This is a genomic window from Ensifer sp. 22460, from assembly GCF_052044935.1.
GTDB lineage: Bacteria > Pseudomonadota > Alphaproteobacteria > Rhizobiales > Rhizobiaceae > Ensifer.
Genome location: NZ_JBQENZ010000002.1, coordinates 94,060 through 111,566, shown reverse-complemented (window position 1 = coordinate 111,566; position 17,507 = coordinate 94,060). Strand labels below are relative to the sequence as shown.

At 62.9% G+C, this 17,507-nt stretch carries 19 protein-coding genes; 7 read left to right on the top strand and 12 right to left on the bottom strand.

Going from position 1 to position 17,507, the window contains the following annotated elements; genetic code table 11:
- Positions 1-13 precede the first annotated feature (13 nt).
- The 3 genes from ACTJKM_RS02800 to odc2 all read right to left on the bottom strand — a co-directional run bounded on the left by ACTJKM_RS02800 (position 14) and on the right by odc2 (position 2,657).
- Positions 14-640 carry a LysE family translocator gene (locus ACTJKM_RS02800; protein WP_057254567.1) on the bottom strand — a complete coding sequence of 209 codons (627 nt, stop codon included), beginning with the start codon at positions 638-640 and terminating at the stop codon, positions 14-16.
- Positions 641-838: 198 nt separating this feature from the next.
- Positions 839-1,429: a GNAT family N-acetyltransferase gene (locus tag ACTJKM_RS02795; RefSeq protein WP_058326861.1), complete on the bottom strand. Its 591-nt coding sequence runs from the start codon at positions 1,427-1,429 to the stop codon at positions 839-841.
- A gap of 88 nt (positions 1,430-1,517) precedes the next feature.
- A complete protein-coding gene (odc2, locus tag ACTJKM_RS02790; RefSeq protein ID WP_234793116.1) occupies positions 1,518-2,657 on the bottom strand; it encodes an ornithine/lysine decarboxylase in 1,140 nt (379 codons plus the stop codon).
- 694 nt (positions 2,658-3,351) lie between these two features.
- Between odc2 and ACTJKM_RS02785 the strand changes: the two genes are divergently transcribed.
- The 3 genes from ACTJKM_RS02785 (at position 3,352) to ACTJKM_RS02775 (ending at position 6,062) form a co-directional block, all read left to right on the top strand.
- Positions 3,352-4,245 carry a LysR family transcriptional regulator gene (locus tag ACTJKM_RS02785; RefSeq protein ID WP_057254565.1) on the top strand — a complete coding sequence of 298 codons (894 nt, stop codon included), beginning with the start codon at positions 3,352-3,354 and terminating at the stop codon, positions 4,243-4,245.
- Between the two features lie 126 nt (positions 4,246-4,371).
- Positions 4,372-5,016 carry a DUF1007 family protein gene (locus ACTJKM_RS02780; RefSeq protein ID WP_058325269.1) on the top strand — a complete coding sequence of 215 codons (645 nt, stop codon included), beginning with the start codon at positions 4,372-4,374 and terminating at the stop codon, positions 5,014-5,016.
- Positions 5,010-6,062, top strand: a complete 1,053-nt coding sequence (locus ACTJKM_RS02775; protein ID WP_057254563.1) for a nickel/cobalt transporter — start codon at positions 5,010-5,012, stop codon at positions 6,060-6,062. The genes ACTJKM_RS02780 and ACTJKM_RS02775 overlap by 7 nt, the downstream gene beginning before the upstream one ends.
- Before the next feature lie 28 nt (positions 6,063-6,090).
- Here ACTJKM_RS02775 and ACTJKM_RS02770 read toward each other — a convergent pair whose 3' ends face one another.
- The 4 genes from ACTJKM_RS02770 to ACTJKM_RS02755 form a co-directional block, all read right to left on the bottom strand.
- Entirely contained in the window at positions 6,091-6,297 is a 207-nt protein-coding gene (locus ACTJKM_RS02770) for a hypothetical protein (protein WP_034786975.1), read from the bottom strand.
- A gap of 41 nt (positions 6,298-6,338) precedes the next feature.
- Positions 6,339-7,034 carry a GNAT family N-acetyltransferase gene (locus ACTJKM_RS02765; RefSeq protein WP_058325271.1) on the bottom strand — a complete coding sequence of 232 codons (696 nt, stop codon included), beginning with the start codon at positions 7,032-7,034 and terminating at the stop codon, positions 6,339-6,341.
- Positions 7,035-7,134: 100 nt separating this feature from the next.
- Positions 7,135-7,848 carry a tellurite resistance TerB family protein gene (locus ACTJKM_RS02760; RefSeq protein ID WP_058326862.1) on the bottom strand — a complete coding sequence of 238 codons (714 nt, stop codon included), beginning with the start codon at positions 7,846-7,848 and terminating at the stop codon, positions 7,135-7,137.
- Positions 7,849-8,067: 219 nt separating this feature from the next.
- Positions 8,068-8,706: a 2-dehydro-3-deoxy-phosphogluconate aldolase gene (locus ACTJKM_RS02755; protein ID WP_058326863.1), complete on the bottom strand. Its 639-nt coding sequence runs from the start codon at positions 8,704-8,706 to the stop codon at positions 8,068-8,070.
- A gap of 202 nt (positions 8,707-8,908) precedes the next feature.
- Between ACTJKM_RS02755 and ACTJKM_RS02750 the strand changes: the two genes are divergently transcribed.
- From ACTJKM_RS02750 to trhO, 3 genes are all read left to right on the top strand, one after another.
- Complete coding sequence (locus tag ACTJKM_RS02750) at positions 8,909-9,382, top strand: CYTH domain-containing protein (protein WP_058326864.1); 474 nt, start codon at positions 8,909-8,911, stop codon at positions 9,380-9,382.
- Positions 9,379-10,287 (top strand): CHAD domain-containing protein, encoded by a 909-nt coding sequence (locus tag ACTJKM_RS02745; protein ID WP_058326865.1) that lies wholly within the window; start codon positions 9,379-9,381, stop codon positions 10,285-10,287. The genes ACTJKM_RS02750 and ACTJKM_RS02745 overlap by 4 nt, the downstream gene beginning before the upstream one ends.
- A gap of 97 nt (positions 10,288-10,384) precedes the next feature.
- Entirely contained in the window at positions 10,385-11,341 is a 957-nt protein-coding gene (trhO, locus tag ACTJKM_RS02740; RefSeq protein WP_058325276.1) for an oxygen-dependent tRNA uridine(34) hydroxylase TrhO, read from the top strand.
- 252 nt (positions 11,342-11,593) lie between these two features.
- Here trhO and ACTJKM_RS02735 read toward each other — a convergent pair whose 3' ends face one another.
- The 4 genes from ACTJKM_RS02735 to ACTJKM_RS02720 all read right to left on the bottom strand — a co-directional run bounded on the left by ACTJKM_RS02735 (position 11,594) and on the right by ACTJKM_RS02720 (position 14,658).
- Positions 11,594-12,001, bottom strand: a complete 408-nt coding sequence (locus tag ACTJKM_RS02735) for a GFA family protein (RefSeq protein ID WP_063891571.1) — start codon at positions 11,999-12,001, stop codon at positions 11,594-11,596.
- Positions 12,002-12,106: 105 nt separating this feature from the next.
- The gene (locus tag ACTJKM_RS02730) at positions 12,107-12,883 is read right to left on the bottom strand and encodes a MetQ/NlpA family ABC transporter substrate-binding protein (RefSeq protein WP_058326866.1); all 777 of its coding nucleotides are present in this window, start codon (positions 12,881-12,883) and stop codon (positions 12,107-12,109) included.
- 37 nt (positions 12,884-12,920) lie between these two features.
- Positions 12,921-13,586 carry a methionine ABC transporter permease gene (locus ACTJKM_RS02725; RefSeq protein ID WP_057254555.1) on the bottom strand — a complete coding sequence of 222 codons (666 nt, stop codon included), beginning with the start codon at positions 13,584-13,586 and terminating at the stop codon, positions 12,921-12,923.
- On the bottom strand, positions 13,576-14,658 hold the full coding sequence (locus ACTJKM_RS02720) for a methionine ABC transporter ATP-binding protein (protein WP_058326867.1): 1,083 nt from the start codon (positions 14,656-14,658) through the stop codon (positions 13,576-13,578). Before ACTJKM_RS02720 ends, ACTJKM_RS02725 begins: the two co-directional genes overlap by 11 nt.
- 413 nt (positions 14,659-15,071) lie before the next feature.
- On the opposite strand from ACTJKM_RS02720, the gene ACTJKM_RS02715 reads away from it, so the two are divergent.
- On the top strand, positions 15,072-15,941 hold the full coding sequence (locus tag ACTJKM_RS02715) for an NAD-dependent epimerase/dehydratase family protein (protein WP_057254553.1): 870 nt from the start codon (positions 15,072-15,074) through the stop codon (positions 15,939-15,941).
- 90 nt (positions 15,942-16,031) lie between these two features.
- Here ACTJKM_RS02715 and ACTJKM_RS02710 read toward each other — a convergent pair whose 3' ends face one another.
- Positions 16,032-17,399 (bottom strand): GH1 family beta-glucosidase, encoded by a 1,368-nt coding sequence (locus ACTJKM_RS02710; protein WP_058326868.1) that lies wholly within the window; start codon positions 17,397-17,399, stop codon positions 16,032-16,034.
- Positions 17,400-17,507 lie beyond the last annotated feature (108 nt).

The following is a 17,507-nucleotide window of genomic DNA, read 5'->3' as shown; positions in this document are numbered from 1 at the left end:
TTTTGCCGGGCACCTAGCGTCGCGTCGACCAGCCGAACCAGAGCGCCACGGCCGCGAGCATCAGTGCGAGCACGCGCCGCACCAGGCGTTCGCGTGACGGCGAGTTGAGGACCGGCTCCAATGCACCTGCCAGAAGCACGATCGCGGCATGCACCGCAGTCGCAACGCCCACATAGATCGCAGCAAGCGTCAGGTTCTGTGGCAACAGCGGCCGCGCGTCGTCAACGAAGGTCGGCAGGACGGTGACGAAGAACAGGGCCGCCTTCGGATTGAGCAGATTGGTGATCAGGCCACGTTGAAAATAGAAGGATGCCGGCTTGCCGCTCGGACCGGCCTCCTCGCCGTCGCCGTTCCAGGCGTCGAAGGCAAGATAGAGCAGGAAGCCGACCCCAGCCCAGCGAAGTGCGCCGTAGAGCATGTCCGACTGACCGACAAACTCGGCAACCCCGAAGGAGGCGGCGAAGCCCACGAGTGCCAGGCCGAGCGCGACGCCGGCAACGGTCGCCATGCCGGGCCGACGCCCCTCCGAAGCCGCAACCATGGCGAGGTAGGCCATGTTCGGCCCGGGCGTCAGTTCGATGATGAAGGATGTCAGCAGAAAGGGCAGCAGGGTCGCTGCCCCGAGAATGAACGGATCCATGCGGGAGATTTCCATGCACTTGCAACGAGTCCTTGTCCGCAAGGACAGGTCAGCGACACCGCGTTGTCAAGGAAGATCAGGAAATCATCGGGAGAGAGCGCGCGGCCCATGAGGCGTCTGCCCCCTCACCGGTCGCATCGGACCAGCGAGGGAGCAGCGAAAAATCCGCCTCCGCAGGGTTGGAGGCGGAAAGGGGTCTCAAGCCACGCGGCGGACCGGCGGCATCGTCAGCTTACGGCCGCTGGCGACGATCAGGCCGGCAGCGCCCTCAAGCCAGTTGTCCCGAAGCTCGAGCGCCAGGAACCGGCTGCGCTCAAACGGGCCGGGCATGACGAGGTGCTGCGTGCGGCTCGCGAAGAAGCCGAAGCGCTCGTAATAGGCGGCGTCGCCCACGAGCAGGATCGCGCCATGGCCGCGGTTCTTGGCCTCTTCGATCGCCGCCCGCATCAGCATGGCGCCGATGCCCTTGCCCTCATGATCAGGATCGACCGCGAGCGGACCGAGCAGCAATGCCGGCAGGGCATGGCCTTCGCGGTTGACACCGGCTTCGACGTTCCACAGGCGAACGGTACCAATCACATGACCGTCGATATCACGCGCGACGAAGGCGAGGCCCTCGGCCGGCAGCCGGCCACTGCGCAGCTTTTCCGACGACTTGCGGCGCCGCTCCGGCCCCATGGCACCGTCGAGCAGGTTCTCGCGCGCGACGACGTCGCCCGGATTTTCGGCATCGATTACAAATGTAGTGGGCGCAAAGAATGCGCGCAGGGCGTCAACAACAGCGGCCATCGGGGCCTCCCGTCATCAAAACCGCTTCAGGCGGACCGAACAAAAATTGTGAAATGGCGCTCCCGCCCGAAGACGGGAGCAATCCGGATCAGATTACGTAGGCCTTCAGCGGCTCGAAGCCGTTGAAGGCGACGGCCGAGTAGGTCGTCGTGTAGGCGCCGGTGCCTTCGATCAGAACCTCGTCGCCGATCGAAAGCGTGATCGGCAGCGGATACATGTTCTTCTCGTAGAGCACGTCAGCCGAATCGCAGGTCGGGCCGGCGAGTACGCAAGGCTCCATTTCGTCGGCATCGCGCGCCGTGCGGATCGGGTAGCGGATCGCCTCGTCCATGGTTTCGGCGAGACCGCCGAACTTGCCGATGTCGAGGAACACCCAGCGATGGGCGTCGTTGTCCGACTTCTTCGACACCAGAACGACTTCCGCCTTGATCACGCCGGCGTTGCCGACCATGCCGCGACCGGGCTCGATGATGGTCTCCGGGATGTTGTTGCCGAAGTGCTTCTTCAGGGCACCGAAGATCGCCTGGCCGTAGGCTTCCGCCGTCGGGACGTCCTTCAGGTACTTCGTCGGGAAGCCCCCACCCATGTTGACCATCTTCAACTCGATGCCGCGCTTGGCAAGCTGCACGAAGACGCGCTTGGCATCCGAGAGAGCCGCATCCCAGGCGTCGAGCTTCGTCATCTGCGAACCGACATGGAACGAGACGCCGTAGGAGACGAGGCCATGCTGATGGGCATAGACGAGCACGTCGACGGCCATCTGCGGGACGCAGCCGAACTTGCGCGACAGCGGCCATTCGGCGCCTTCGCCATTGGTCAGAACGCGGCAGAACACACGGGCGCCGGGAGCGGCACGGGCGATCTTCTCGACTTCCTCATGGCTGTCGACCGCGAACAAATTGACCCCAAGCGCATGGGCGCGGGCAATGTCGCGCTCCTTCTTGATGGTGTTGCCATAGGAAATGCGGCTCGGGGTCGCACCGGCATCGAGCGCCATTTCGATTTCAGCGACGGACGCGCAATCGAAGGAGGAGCCGAGACCGGCGAGAAGGCGCAGGATTTCCGGCGCCGGATTGGCCTTGACGGCGTAATAGATCGAGCTGTCGGGCAGCGCGTGACGGAAGGCCTTGAAGTTGTCGCGCACGACGTCGAGGTCGACAACGAGGCATGGGCCTTCGGGTCGTCGGGTGTTGATGAAGTCGATGATGCGTGCCGTGGTCATGGCCATATTCCCCTGATCCAAAATGCTCCGCTTTCGCGGAGGACAAAGGGCATACGCGCACATGCGCTGGAACCAGCCGGTGGAGACCCCGGAACCATGCATGCGCTCGATGCGCGAACGGTGAATCAAAGCCCGCCTAGGCTTCAATTCGGCTTTGTCTGCCATGGATTGGAGGGGATAACCCAACCGCACTTCCGGCAATGAAGGTGTGCCTCTTCAGTAACCCCGGCTGTTGGAAAGCCGGCAGACACCAGAAAGGCCCGCACCGTCGTTGCTTCAAGATGTCCTCGCATTTCCCGGTTGGCCGGAATAGCGACTGGAGGGGTTAGTTCCAGGTACCTTACCGATACCCTCACCTAATCGAGGGTCGGCGGACACCCACAGGCACGTGCGACTTTGGGCAAGGGCGTAGGTAAGAAAAAAGCCTGTCGCAATCAAGAGTTTTTTCGCACTGGCAGTTGAATTTTTTTCCAAGCAGGCAAAACTGGCGGTGTTCACAAACATTGAACGATCTGCGCCGGATCGATCACTGCTGTAAATTATTGAAAAGGGTCATTATTTTCAGCATGCGCCGGTATCCGCCGAAACCGGTGCATCAGGCGCAAGCGACGGACAATCTGCCGTCGGCATCCTCGGCGCGAAAAGAGGCGTTCGCATCGAATCGGCGCAACGCGATTGAGAGCACGAAAGAAAGATTGCCATGGACACACTCACCCGCATCCGCGCCTTCATCGACGTCGTGGACGCCGAGGGGTTCTCGGCCGCCGCCAGGCGCGTCGGCAAGTCGAAGGCGCTACTTTCGAAATATGTGCGCGAACTCGAGGACGAGCTCGGCGCGCTGCTGCTCAACCGCACCACCCGGCAATTCTCGCTGACCGAAGCCGGCCATACCTACTACCGCACCGCCTCGGAAATCCTGAAGGAGATCGACAACCTTGCCGATCTCGTGCGCGCCAACAACTCCGACCTGAAGGGACGGCTGCGCATCACGGCGCCGCGCACTTTCGTCGATGCCGAGATCGGCCAGTCGCTCATCGACTTCGGCAAGCAGCATCCTGAGCTCTCGCTGGAGATCGTCTCGGACGACCGCTTCGTCGATCTCGTCGAGGAAGGCTTCGACGCTGCCATCCGCATAACGCGACTGGAGGATTCCACGCTTATCGCCCGCAAGCTCGACGATTTCCAGGTGCTGATCTGCGCCGCGCCGGAGTTTCTTGAGAAATCCGGCCCGATCGAACACCCGACCGATCTTTCCAAGCTCCCCTGCATTCTCGACACCAATGGCCGCTCCTATTCCAACTGGCGCTTCGTCGAGCCCGACGGCTCGGCCTTCACCGTTCCGGTCAGCGGCCCGATCGAGGTCAACAGTCCGCTTGCCGCTCTGAGGGCCGCCGTCTCCGGCATGGGCGTCGCGGTCATTCCCGATTTCATTGCCCGGCCGAAGATCGCGGCGGGCGAACTCGTGACGATGTTTGACGATTTCCTGCCGCGCGACCGCGGCATCTATGCGATCTATCCGCATCGCCGCTATTTGCCGGCCAAGGTCAGGACGCTGGTCGATTTCCTGCATGCCTGGTTCCGCAAGCCACGCTGACCGCCTCTGCATCACCGAAGCTGCCGCCGGCGCATGTGATCGGCCAAGTCCCAATTCCGTCCCATTTCCGGTACATTCCCGGAAACGAATCGCGGGAGATCGCCCCGCCGAAAGGATTGCCGTTTCATGAGAACCAAACGCCTCATCATGGCCGGCCTTGCCACCCTGCTTGCGCCGTCGCTGGCCCTTGCCCATCCGCACATCTTCGCGGAAGCGCGGCTCGAGGTGGTCTCCGACGACAAGGCCGAAGTCAGCGAACTGCGAAACGTCTGGCGTTTCGACGAGCTGTTTTCGTCGAGCGTGGTGCTCGATTTCGACAAGAACTCGAATGCGATGCTCGATCCGGACGAACTGGCGGAAGTCGGCCAGACCGTGCTGGAGTCGCTGTCTGAGTACAATTACTACACGACGATCCTCGACAACGGCAAAACCATCAAGGTCAACAAGCCGGACAGCATCACCGTCGACTACAAGGACGGGCAGCTCATGATGATGTTCGCCGTCAAGCCGGCCGAGCCGATGCCGCTCAAGGGCAAGCTTTCCTTCGGCGTCTATGATCCGACCATGTATACGGCGATGGATTTCGCGACCGACAACGACCTGACCGTCGTCGGCGAGAAGATCAACGCCTGCGAACACAAGGTTGTCCGCCCCGATCCCGACGAGGTTCTCGCCGAGAACAAGGACACGCTGACCGATGCCTTCTGGAGCGATCCGACCGGCACGGACATGTCGAAGCTCTTTGCAACCAGGATAGAGATCACATGCTGAACACCCGCAGGATCGGACGTCTGGTCACGGCAGCGCTCATCGTCACGGCGCTCTCCGCAACGCTTGCGGCGGCCCAGTCGCCGCTCGGCATCGGCACGGCCGAGCCTGCATTCAAGACGACCGGCTTCCTCGGCGGTTTCTTCGCCTGGGTGAACATGGAGCAGCAGGGCTTCTACCGGTTGATGACCAACGCGTTGAAGGGCATGCGGGAAAACCCCTGGCAGCTCTGGTCGCTGGTCGGGCTCTCCTTCACCTATGGTGTCCTTCATGCCGCCGGCCCCGGCCACGGCAAGGCGGTGATCTCCTCCTACATGATCGCCAACGAGACCGAGCTGAAGCGCGGCGTAATGTTGTCGTTCCTTTCCTCGATCTTGCAGGGGATCGTCGCGATCCTTTTGATCGGCGCCGTCTATCTGCTGCTGCGCGGTTCGTCGATCAACATGACCACGGCGACGCGGTGGCTGGAAATCGCCAGCTACGCGCTCATTGCCGCTTTCGGCGGATGGCTGCTTCTGCGCAAGCTGCGGTCGATGCTGCGTCCGGTCGCCGTGGCCTCAATCGCCGGCGGCGGGCATATCCATCTCGCGCACGATCACGACCATCATCACCACGATCACCATCATCACGAACACGGCGGTCACCATGGGCACAGCCATGGCCCTGGCGAAGTCTGCGCGAGCTGCGGGCATGCGCACGCCCCCGATCCGTCGATGCTGAAGGGCGATCGTTTTGCGCTCCGGGAAGCCTGGTCGGCCGTTATCGCCGTCGGGCTGCGGCCCTGCTCCGGCGCGCTGATCGTGCTGTCCTTCGCGCTCCTGAACGGGCTCTATCTCGGCGGCGTGCTCTCGGTCTTCGCCATGTCGATCGGCACCGCGATCACCGTCTCGATCCTCGCGACCATGGCCGTCACGGCCAAGGGCGTTGCGCTGCGCTACGCCTCAAGCAGCTCTGCCGCAGCCCGGATCTCGAACGGCATCGAGATCGCCGGTGCAGCCTTGGTTCTGTTGCTTGGATTGGTTCTTCTCGGCGCGGCACTGCAGAGCTGACGCTCTGCGGCTTAAGCAGAAGCGATCGTCAAAGCCCGCGCTTGCGCTGGTAGCGGGCTCTCAGCCAGAACAGCAGGAAGAAGCCGAGCACGAAGATCACGCCGAAGGCAGCGGCAAGCCAGGGCGAGATGTCGCCAAGCTTCAGCATGATCGACGGCAGCACGAAGAAGCCGAGGCCGGCAACGACGAGAATGATCGCAGCGGCGATCGCCGGTGACTTTTCCTTGTTCTGCATGACTTCCCTGCTGTTGTCTGGTGCGACCGAACGTCGGGCGCCTACTTGGACGCCTTCCGCTCCAAGTCCGCACGTATATCTTCAAGCCGCCGCTTCTGGCGACCATCCTCGTCGAAGTTATCAGCTGCGAGCCAGGTTTCGAATGCGGCATTGAGCAGCGGCCATTCGCTGTCGATCATCGAGAACCAGGCCGTGTCGCGGTTTTCGCCCTTGGAGATCATGTGCTGGCGGAAGATGCCCTCGAACGTAAAGCCGAGGCGCGCCGCCGTGTTGCGGCTTGCCATGTTCTCGCTGTGGCATTTCCATTCGTAGCGGCGATAGCCGAGATCCTCGAAGACGTGTTTCGCCATCAGGTAATGGACTTCGGTCGAGAGCGGTGAGCGGGCCATGGCGGCGCCATGGGCGACAGAGCCGACTTCAACGACGCCATTGGCGGGATCGGCACGCATGTAATTGGCCATGCCGACGACGATACCCGTCGCCTTGTCGCGAAACACTTCGGTGACCCAACCGGACTTCTCCTGCGCCGCCGTTAGCCAGGCATCAAAACCTTCAATGTCCTTGAAGTCCGGCTGCGTGAAATACCTGAGCAGCGGATTGATCGCCATGCCGCCGAGACCGTCCCAGAGGTCCTGAAGATGCCGGTCACGCTCATAGGGCTCGAGCTTGACGAAGCGCCCTTCGAGCGCGACGCCCTTCGGCGCCGGGCATCCTTTCCAGTTCTTGAGATCACGCATCGGCCGCTCCTCCGTTACCCCTTGCACTTCGCAATAGGCCAGAGTGGCGACCGATACAAATTCAAACTGGTTATGAACCCATGAGGATCAGGCGAGGATGCTAGGCCGTCGCCGGCACCTTGGCGGCCGAAACGGTCGCTTCGATGTGATCGACCAGCGCATCCGGAAGGCCGAGGCGGCCGGCCAGCAGGTCGAGATAGCCACGCTCCGCACGCGTCTCCGGCTCGATCGTCAGGCGCGATGCGGTATAGACCTCGACGCGCTCTTCTTCCGTCTTGGCCGCACCGACGATCGCGTCGATATCGACAGGATTGGCAAGCTCGTTTTCGAGGAAGGCGGCGGCATCGGCCGAAAGGCCGGCGACCGACAGCTTGTCCATGATGTGCTGACGCTCGGCCTCGTCGATGTGCCCGTCAGCGCGCGAGGCCGCGATCATCGCCCGCACCAGCGTCAGCGCGAAGTCGTGGCTGACGGCCTCCGGCGCAGACGCGAAGCCGGAATCGGCCGGCGGCGGCAGGAGTTCCGGTTCCCCCTTGGCAACGGTTGCGCCTCCCGGCGTGTTGCCGGCCTGATAGTTCTTGTAGGCCTGGTAACCGAGACCCGCGATGGCCGCGAGGCCACCGAGCACAGCGGCATTGCCGGCCAGCTGGCGACCAGACTTGGTGCCGAGCAGGACCGCGGCGATGGCGCCTGTCGCCAGCGGATTGTCCTTGGCAAGCTGCGTCGCCTGGGTCGCGCGATCGCGCACCGTGCCGCCGGCACCGGGCACCTGCGATCCCAGAAACTGATCCAGCAATTTCTTCGCGTCGAACATCGGGTTTCGCTCCTTGTCGGTTGGATTGTCGGTTCCGGGCGGTTGAGATCAAACGAAACGGAGCGCCGCCCGCGCTCGCGCCGTCGAATGGATTGAGACATAGGAACGTTGCAGGGGAAATACAAATTCGCGCCAGGCGCGTGTGACGAAGAACACCGCGACCAACGAAAAAAGCCGGGCTTACGCCCGGCCTTCAAATGTAGAAACAGTGCTTCCCGTTCAGCCCTTGAGGGCGAAGGCTTCGGCCGCAAGCTTGGTGATGCCGGCCCAATCGCCCTTGGCGACCAGATCCTTCGGTGCGACCCAGGAGCCGCCGACGCAGACGACGTTCGGCAGCGTCAGATAGTCGCGCGCGTTGGAAAGCGAGATCCCGCCGGTCGGGCAGAACATCGTGCCGGCCAGCGGCGAAGACAGCGACTTGAGATAGGCGGCACCACCGGCCTGTTCCGCCGGGAAGAACTTCATGACGTCGTAGCCTTCTTCGCGCAGGCCCATGACTTCGCTCGCCGTCGCGGCACCCGGCAGCAGCGGCACTTCGTGGTCGTTCGCGACATCGATCAGTTCCTGCGTCGTGCCGGGGCTGACGATGAACTTCGAGCCGGCTTCGACAGCCGCTTCGAATTGCGCGGCATTGAGGATCGTGCCGGCGCCGGCAACCGCGCCTTCCACTTCGTTGGCAACCGCGCTGATCGCTTCGAGCGCTGCCGGCGTGCGCAGCGTGATCTCGATCGCCCTCAACCCGCCGGCAACCAGAGCGCGCGCCAGCGGCACGGCGGTCGCGACGTCGTCGATCACGAGGACCGGAACGACCGGCTGCAATTTGAGGATGGAAAGAAGCCTGTCGGTTTTCGCGCTCATGCCGATCGTCCTTTTTAAAACGATTGAATATGCCCTCCGCATACTCCGCCGGCCACCGGTTGTCGAGACCCAAGGGCGCAAGTGTGCGGCATTCTCATGTAAGCTGAAGATAAAATATTACCTACAACAAAGAGATGACTTGAGCCTTCGCACGAAAGCGATAGTTTGATGACGGCGAGCCTATCGAAATGGCGGATTATCCATGGCGAAGGAAATAGAACGCAAGTTTCTGGTCGCGTCCGACGCGTGGCGAGAGCATGCGGACAAGGGCATCGACCTCAGGCAAGCCTATGTCGTCACCATGGACGACCGCTCGCTGCGCGTGCGCATCCACGGCAACAAGTGGGCGCGCCTCACCATCAAGATCGGCAAGTCGGCGCTGGTCAGAAACGAATATGAATACGATGTACCGATGGACGACGCTCGCGAGATGCTGACGCAGGCGGTCGGCATCGTCATCGAGAAACGACGATATCGCGTGCCATACAGGGGCTTCGTCTGGGAAGTGGATGTCTACGAAGGCGCGCTCAAGGGCCTGGTCGTCGCCGAAGTGGAGATGAAGCGCGAGACCGACTTGCCGGCGCTGCCCAATTGGATCGACCGCGAAGTCACCGGCGACCGCCGTTATTCCAACCAGGCACTTGCCACAGAGGGGCTGATGGAACCCCAATCATGACCTACGCCTTCCGGCCCGGACGGCCGTTCACCAACGATTTCCGCGCCATTGCCGCCGAACAACTCACGCAGGCGGTCATGACCCTCGAAGACCGCCCTGATGGCCTCCATGAGGCCATCCATGAGGCCCGCAAGAACTTCAAGCGTCTGCGTTCGCTCTATCGGCTCGTTGCCGCCGACGCGCCGCAATTCCAGAAGCACGAAAACACGCGCATTCGCGACATGGCCCGCAATCTCTCAACCGTCCGCGATGCGGCAGCGCTGGTGGAAAACGCTCAATACCTGAGGGCATCGGCTGCCAGCGTCGAACAGGAGAAGGCTCTCACTCACATTTGCAAGCGGCTGGAGAAACGCCGCGACCGCATCGCTGCCTGCGAGACCGACATCGAGGACCGCGTTGCCGCAACCATCGTCACTTGTGAACACGCCCTGCAGGCACTGGCGCAAGTCTCTTTTGACGATCGTCGCCGCAGAACCGCCGCCCGGCTGACGAAAGGCTGGCAGCAGACGCTCAAGCGCGCCGCCCGCGCCAAGGAAGCCTGCGGCTCGAGCACCGAAGCCGGCGCCTTCCACGAGTTGCGCAAGCGGGCGCAGGACTACCGCATGCATCTGGGACTTATGCGCGACACCTGGCCGTCTGCTATCCAGGCCAAGCGCAGCGAGGCCAAGATGCTGGTCGACACGCTCGGCCACCTCAACGATCTCGCCGTCATGATCCAGTTGATCAACGAAGATCCGGCGCTGGCCGGCAACAGCCAGGACCAGGCCCATCTCATCGCCGCCGTCATTGCCCGGCAGGAAACCTTGCGAGACGACGCGTTGACACTGGCAGCTACGGTCTTCCAGGAGCAGCCCGCCGAAGAGAGCCGGACGATCCGTCTGCTCTGGCTCGACGCCGCGCGCTAGCACAGCCACCCCGGCGTATCCGCCCAAGGCGCGACAGAGTGCCCCTCTCGCCTGCCGCGATTGCGCTCGCGGCGCGAAAGCTGTATTTGCACCGGCCATGACCGACATTTCCACCACCCCGCGCCCTGAGACCCATGGTGAGACCCACGGCCAGTTTCTGGTCGCCGCGCTCTATCATTTCGCAAGCTTCCCGCGCTTCGCCGAATTCCGCGAACCGCTGCAGGCCGTCTGCGACGAGAACGGCGTCAAGGGCACATTGCTCATCGCCCATGAGGGCATCAACGGCACGATCGCCGGCACGGATGCCGGCATCGCCACGGTGCTTGCCTTCCTGCGCGCGCAGCCGGAGCTTGTCGCATTGGAGCACAAGGAAAGCCGCGCGTCCTCGATGCCGTTTCTGCGCATGAAGGTGCGGCTGAAAAAGGAAATCGTCACCATGGGTGTCGAGAACATCGACCCCAACAAGATCGTTGGTACCTACGTCGATGCGAAAGACTGGAACGCGCTGATCTCCGATCCCGAGACGATCGTCATCGACACGCGAAACGACTACGAGACGGCGATCGGCATCTTCAAGGGCGCGGTCGATCCGCAGACCAAGACCTTCCGCGAGTTCCCGGACTGGGTGCGCAACCACACCGGCCTGCACAACAAGCCGAAGATCGCCATGTACTGCACCGGCGGCATCCGCTGCGAGAAGGCGACCGCCTTCATGAAGGAACAGGGCTTCGACGAGGTCTACCACCTCAAGGGCGGCATCCTGAAGTATCTCGAGGAAGTGCCGCAGGAAGAGAGCCTCTGGGAGGGCGCCTGCTTCGTCTTCGACGATCGCGTCTCCGTTACCCATGGTCTGGAAGAAGGCGAGCACACGCTCTGCCATGCCTGCCGCCAGCCGCTGACCAAGGCCGATCTCCTCTCGCCGCACCACGAGGACGGCGTTTCCTGCATTCATTGCCACGAGGTCCGCACAGACGAGGACCGCGAACGCTACCGCCAGCGCCAGAAGCAGATCGAGCTTGCGAAGAAGCGCGGCGAACGCCACCTCGGTAGCTGAACGGCGGTTTCGCCCCTCATCCGCGCGGTGAGGGAGGCCCCTCATCCGCCTGCCGGCACCTTCTCCCCGCAAGCGGGCGAAGGGAGATCTGGCGCCGTCTCATCACAGATCAGGCTCCGGCATTTGGGCCGCCGCTTTCAAGCAGGTCCCGACCGGCAGCGAAGGTTCCAGCACGACGGCCGCTGTCGGGCACGTCCCCTCGCCCCGCCTGCGGGGAGAGGGCTAGGGTGAGGGGCAAACCTGCTGCTGCAGCTACCCCGGCAGCGCCTCGCATTCATCCAGCGCCAACGCGCTGCGGTCCCATTCATGCCGGCTGCGGGTGAATATCGCATCGGTCGGCTGGAACACTGAGGGATCGTCGAGCGTACCGGCATAGATCGACCAGCGCCAATCGTCAGGCGGTCCGGAGCCGAAGACCTGGCTGCCGCAGGTTTCGCAGAAATAGCGGACCGACACATTGCCGTTTTCGGCGCGTGTTTCGTAGCCGCGGCAGGTGCCTGACATTACCACGTTCGCGCGATCGAAGATCATGTAGCAGCAATGGCCGGTTCCGGTGGTGCGCTGGCAATCGCGGCAATGGCAGAAGCCGGAATAGAGGGGTTGCCCCTTCGCCTCGTAGCGGATTGCGCCGCAGAGACAGCCGCCTTTCATCACACTCATGTCGTCTCCTCCTCGAAGCGTCGGGAGGATAACCGCGCGGAACGCACGGTCAAAGCAAAACCGCGCGCCGGAATGCGGCGCGCGGTTGCTGTTTCGATCAGAAGCTTACCAGCTCGGGATCAGCGCGCCCTTGAAGGTGTCGTTGATGAAGGCCTTCACCTTTTCGTCGTGGTAGGATTCGACCAGCGTCTTCACCCACGGCGCATCCTTGTCGGCCTTGCGCACGGCGATGACGTTGGCATAGGGCGACTTCTCGCCTTCGATCGCGATCGCGTCCTTCTTCGGGTGCAGGCCGGCTTCCATCGCGTAGTTGGTGTTGATGACGGCCGCATCGACGTCCTGCAGCGAGCGCGGCAGCTGGGCGGCATCAAGCTCGGCGAAGGTGATGTTCTTCGGGTTCTCGGTGATGTCGGCAGGCGTGACCTTCAGGCCGGCCTCTTCCTTGACCTTGATCAGGCCCTTGGAGGCGAGAACGAGCAGCGCGCGGCCGCCATTGGTCGGGTCGTTCGGGATGGCGATCGTCGCGCCGTCCTGGAGTTCGTCGAGGCTCTTCACCTTCTGCGAATAGACACCCATCGGCGTGGTAATCGTGGTGCCGACGCTGACGATCTCGAAGCCGCGATCGGCGATCTGGTTGTCGAGATAGGGCTGGTGCTGGAACGAGTTGGCGTTGAGATCGCCATCGGCCAGAGCCTGGTTCGGAACGACGTAGTCGGAGAATTCGAGGATCTCGATGTCGAGGCCCTTGGGTGCCGCGACTTCCTTCACCTTCTCCATGATCTGGGCATGCTCGCCCGGCGTGACGCCGACCTTGATGGTCTCGGCAAGCGCCGTGCCGGCGATAAGAGCGGCAATCGCTGCCGCGATGATAAGCTTCTTCATGGATGTCTCCTTGTTCACGTTCAGTCTTGGGAGGAAATCAGGTCTTGCGGTTTTTCTTGTCGAAGCGCCGCGCCAGGCCGTCGCCGGCACTCTGGACGAGTTGCACCAGCACGATCAGCACGATGACAACGACGAGCATTACGTCGGGCATGAAGCGCTGGTAGCCGTAGCGGATGCCGAGGTCGCCGAGCCCGCCGCCGCCGACGGCCCCGACCATCGCCGAATAGCCGATGAGACTGACGGCGGTCATGGTGAGCGCCAACGTCAGAGCCGGACGCGCTTCGGCAAGCAGCACCTTGAAGACGATCTGCATCGGGGTGGCGCCCATGGCGCGCGCCGCCTCGATCAGCCCCTTGTCGATCTCGCGGATCGCCGCTTCCACCAGACGCGCGACGAAGGGGATCGTCGCGATCGTCAAAGGCACGATCGCCGCCTTGGTGCCGATCGAGGTGCCGGTCAAAAGCCGGGTAAAGGGAATGATCGCGACGACCAGGATGATGAAGGGCGTCGAGCGCGTGGCGTTGACGATCAGCCCGACGATGCGGTTGAGCGTCGGCGCCGGGAAGAGCTCGCCCTTGCCGCTGGTCGCGAGGAAGATGCCGATCGGCAGGCCGATCAGCGAGCCGATGAGGCCAGCGACGGCAACCATGTAGATGGTGTCGACGGTGGCACCACCGATGCGCAGGAGAATATCAGGCGACATAACCGAGCACCTCCGTTACCAGACCGTTTTCGGTGAAGAAGCGTTCGGCGCGACCGGATGTCTCGGCATCGGCGCCATAGGCAACGACCAGCGAGCCATAGGGCGCGCCGCCGATCTCGTCGATCGTGCCGGCGATGATGTTGACCTCGGCGCCAACCGATTTGATCAACTGAGAGATCAGCGGCCTTTCGGCCGCCGCACCAAAGAAGGTGAGCCGCACGACGGCACGGTCTCCAGGTGCGGGCTGGGCTTTGAGCGCCCGGGCCACCGCGTCCGGAAGCTTGGAGCCCGGCAAGCCCGAAAGCAGCGCGCGCGTCGTCTCGTGTTTCGGATGCGTGAAGACGTCGAAGGTGTGGCCGCGCTCGACGATGCGGCCGTGATCGATGACGGCAACATCCGAGGTCACCGCCTTCACCACTTCCATCTCATGGGTGATGAGCAGCACGGTCAGGCCAAGCTCGGCATTGATCCGCTTCAACAGGTCCAGGATCGACTGTGTCGTCTCCGGGTCGAGGGCCGAGGTCGCTTCGTCGGAGAGCAGCAGCTTCGGCTCGGTCGCAAGCGCGCGGGCGATGCCGATTCGCTGCTTCTGGCCACCGGAGAGTTCGGCCGGGTAGCGCCCGTGCTTGTCGGCAAGGCCGACGAGATCAAGCAGCGGCCGCACGCGCTGATCGATCGCGCGCTTGTCCATGCCTGATATCTCGAGCGGCAGCGCGACATTGCCGAAAACGGTGCGCGAGGAGAGCAGGTTGAAATGCTGGAAGATCATGCCGACGTTGCGGCGAAGCGTGCGCAGCGCCGCATCGTCGAGCCCGCCGACATCGACGCCGTCGACCAGCACCTTCCCGCTGCTCGGCTTCTCCAACCCGTTGACCAGCCGGATCAGCGTCGATTTGCCGGCGCCGGAACGACCGATAATGCCGGTGATTGAACCGCGATCGACCGTCAGCGAGACGTTGTCGAGCGCGGTGAAGGCGCCGCTTTGGCCGGAGGCGGGGAAATGCTTGGAAACGCCGTCGAAGACGACGGCTGCGTCAGCCGGTGACGTGGCTTTCAAGGCGGAAACGCTCATCGTTCGGAGATCCCCGAAAGAGGCGCAGTCGGAATGTGCGGATACATTAGGTGCTCTCGGATGTTCAAAACTCGTGATCCCGGCAAAGTCGGGATGGAAGGCGCGTCCGGTCAGGCCGACATTCGACAACGCATTCGGAACAGGGAGCACTTCTCTAGCATCAAGAAACCAGTCAGTTCAACTTTGGCGCCGCATGGCCCGCATGCGACATAATCTACGGCTCTTATGGAGAACTGCCGCTGGATTTCACAGACATGATTTTCCGCAATAGGAAGGAGATCGGCAAAACCATGCTCTTTTGCTGCACTGGGTGCCGCATCCCGCAGATCGCCATCTTGGAAATCCTTGTTTGAACGGACTGCACCCGACCGCATTTCATGCTAACGGGCAGGAACAGGGTTACGAGGTAAGAAATGCGCATCGTCTTGACCGGAAGCTCGGGCCGCATCGGCCGGGCGATCTATAACGCGCTCGCCGCAGACCATGATGTCATCGGCATCGACCGCACGCCTTTCGGCACGACCGCGATAGTTGGCGATCTCGTCGACGGCGAATTGCTGGAGCGGGCCATGGAGGGGGCGGATGCCGTGATCCATACGGCAGCACTGCATGCGCCGCATGTGGACATGCTCGCCGACCAGGAATTCGAACGCGTCAATGTGATGGGCACGCATCTGGTGATCGCTGCCGCCCAGGCGACGGGTGTCGGCCGTATCGTCTTTACCAGCACGACGGCTCTTTACGGCCACGCGGTCACCGCCGGAGGCTGCGCCTGGATCACCGAGGAGACACCGCCAAAGCCGCACACCATTTATCACCACACCAAGCTTGCGGCCGAAGCCCTACTTGAAAATGCCGCCGACCGTGCCCTGCATGTGCGGGTATTGCGCATGTCGCGCTGTTTCCCGGAGGCGGCCGACCGCGTCGCGAGCTATCGCTTGCACCGTGGCATCGATGTGCGCGACGTTGCGGCGGCGCATGCGGCGGCACTCGACAACGGCGGCCCTTTCTTCCAGCGTTACATCATCTCTGGCGAAACGCCGCTGCTTCCGACCGATTGCCGCCGTCTGGCAGAGGACGCCGCAAGCCTGTTGCGCGAACGCGCGCCAAAACTGTCGCAGGCTTTTGCGGATCGCGGCTGGCCGCTGCCCGCCACGATCGACCGGGTCTACGACCCGAGCGCCGCAATCGAGAAGCTCGATTGGAAGCCGCGCTACGGTTTCAAGGAAGTGCTGGCCCAGCTCGACCGGCAGAGCCTCGAGGTCCTGCCGGTCCGGTGGTGATCTTGGGGTAACGCAAATCCGGGAGAACCGTTTCGCGTTCTTCCCGGAGCTGTGCTTGATGCGGGTCGGCTGAAACCACGCGCCCAATTGTCAGGCGTGGTTGCCCTTCGGGAACTCTTCGGCGAGCGCCTGGTACCAGTGACCACTCTTCTTGATGGTGCGCACCTGGGTATCGTAGTCGACATGGACGATGCCGAAACGCATCTTGTAGCCTTCGGCCCATTCGAAATTGTCCATCAGGCTCCAGGCGAAGTAGCCGCGCATCGGGTAACCCTCGGCAATCAGGTCGGCCGTGACAGACAGATGGTCGGCGATGTAGTCGAGTCGCGGCTGGTCGTCGACGATGCCGTTTTCGACACCCATGTTGTAGCAGGCGCCGTTCTCGGTGATGTAGCAGTCGGGCAGCTGGTAGGTCGCGTTGAGCGTCCTGACCAGGCTACCGAGCGCCGGTGCGTAGACCTCCCAGCCGATATCCGTCTTGGTCTCGCTCACCGCCTTGGCGTTGATCGTCGCCGGGTACTCCGCACTCTTCGCCGGGTCGGCGCTGACCCGCATCGGCGTGTAGTAGTTGAGCCCCCACCAGTCGAGCGGCCGGGAGATCGTCTCCATGTCGCCGTCTTCGATCGTGGGCATGCGGTGGCCGAGCGCGCTCATGAAGCTCTCGGGGTATTCGCCTCTAAAGATGGGGCCGAAGAAGACACCATTGTGGAAGTCGAAGGCCCGTTCGGCCGCTGCCATGTCGGCCTTGCGGTCGCTGCCCGGATACACGGAGTGCGCATTGATGACGATGCCGGCAGGCAGGTTCGGCCGCTCCGAGCGGATGGCATCGACGCCGAGCCCGTGCGCCAGATTGGTGAAGTGCAGCGCGTGAAGGGCTGCATCCATGTTGCGCTCGCCCGGCGCATGGATGCCGTAGAGATGGCTCAGCCACACCGAACACCACGGCTCGTTGAAGGTCGTAACCGCGTCGAGACGATCGCCGAGACGGGCGATCACCGTCTTGGCGTAACGCTGGAAGGCGTAGGCCGTCGTGCGCGCCGTCCAGCCTCCCTCGCCCATCAGCGCCAGCGGCAGATCCCAATGGTAGAGCGTGGCGAATGCCCTAATGTTGCGGGCCTTAAGCCCGTCGACGAGACGGTCGTAGAAATCGAGCCCCTTTTCGTTGATCGGGCCGGTGCCTTCCGGAATGATGCGCGGCCAGGCGATCGAGAAGCGGTAAGCCTCGACGCCGAGGCTCTTGATCAGGTCCAGATCCTCGTCCAGCCGGTTGTAGTGGTCGCAGGCGACATCGCCATTGTGCCGCCCGAAGACACGGCCCGGCATGTTGGAAAACGCGTCCCAGATCGACGGCTTCCGGCCATCGGCCTTGGTGGCACCTTCGATCTGGAAGGAGGCGGTCGCCACCCCGAATACGAAGTCGCCCGGGAAGCGCTGGGCCAGGATCTTGGGATCGGTCATCTCTCTGCCTCGTCTTGTTCCGGCCCCGCCGGAAACGGGACCATGTTGTTTTCTTTTGTATCGCGGCCGACCTAAAGCCGTGCTGGCAAATGTCAACTCGCGAAAAAG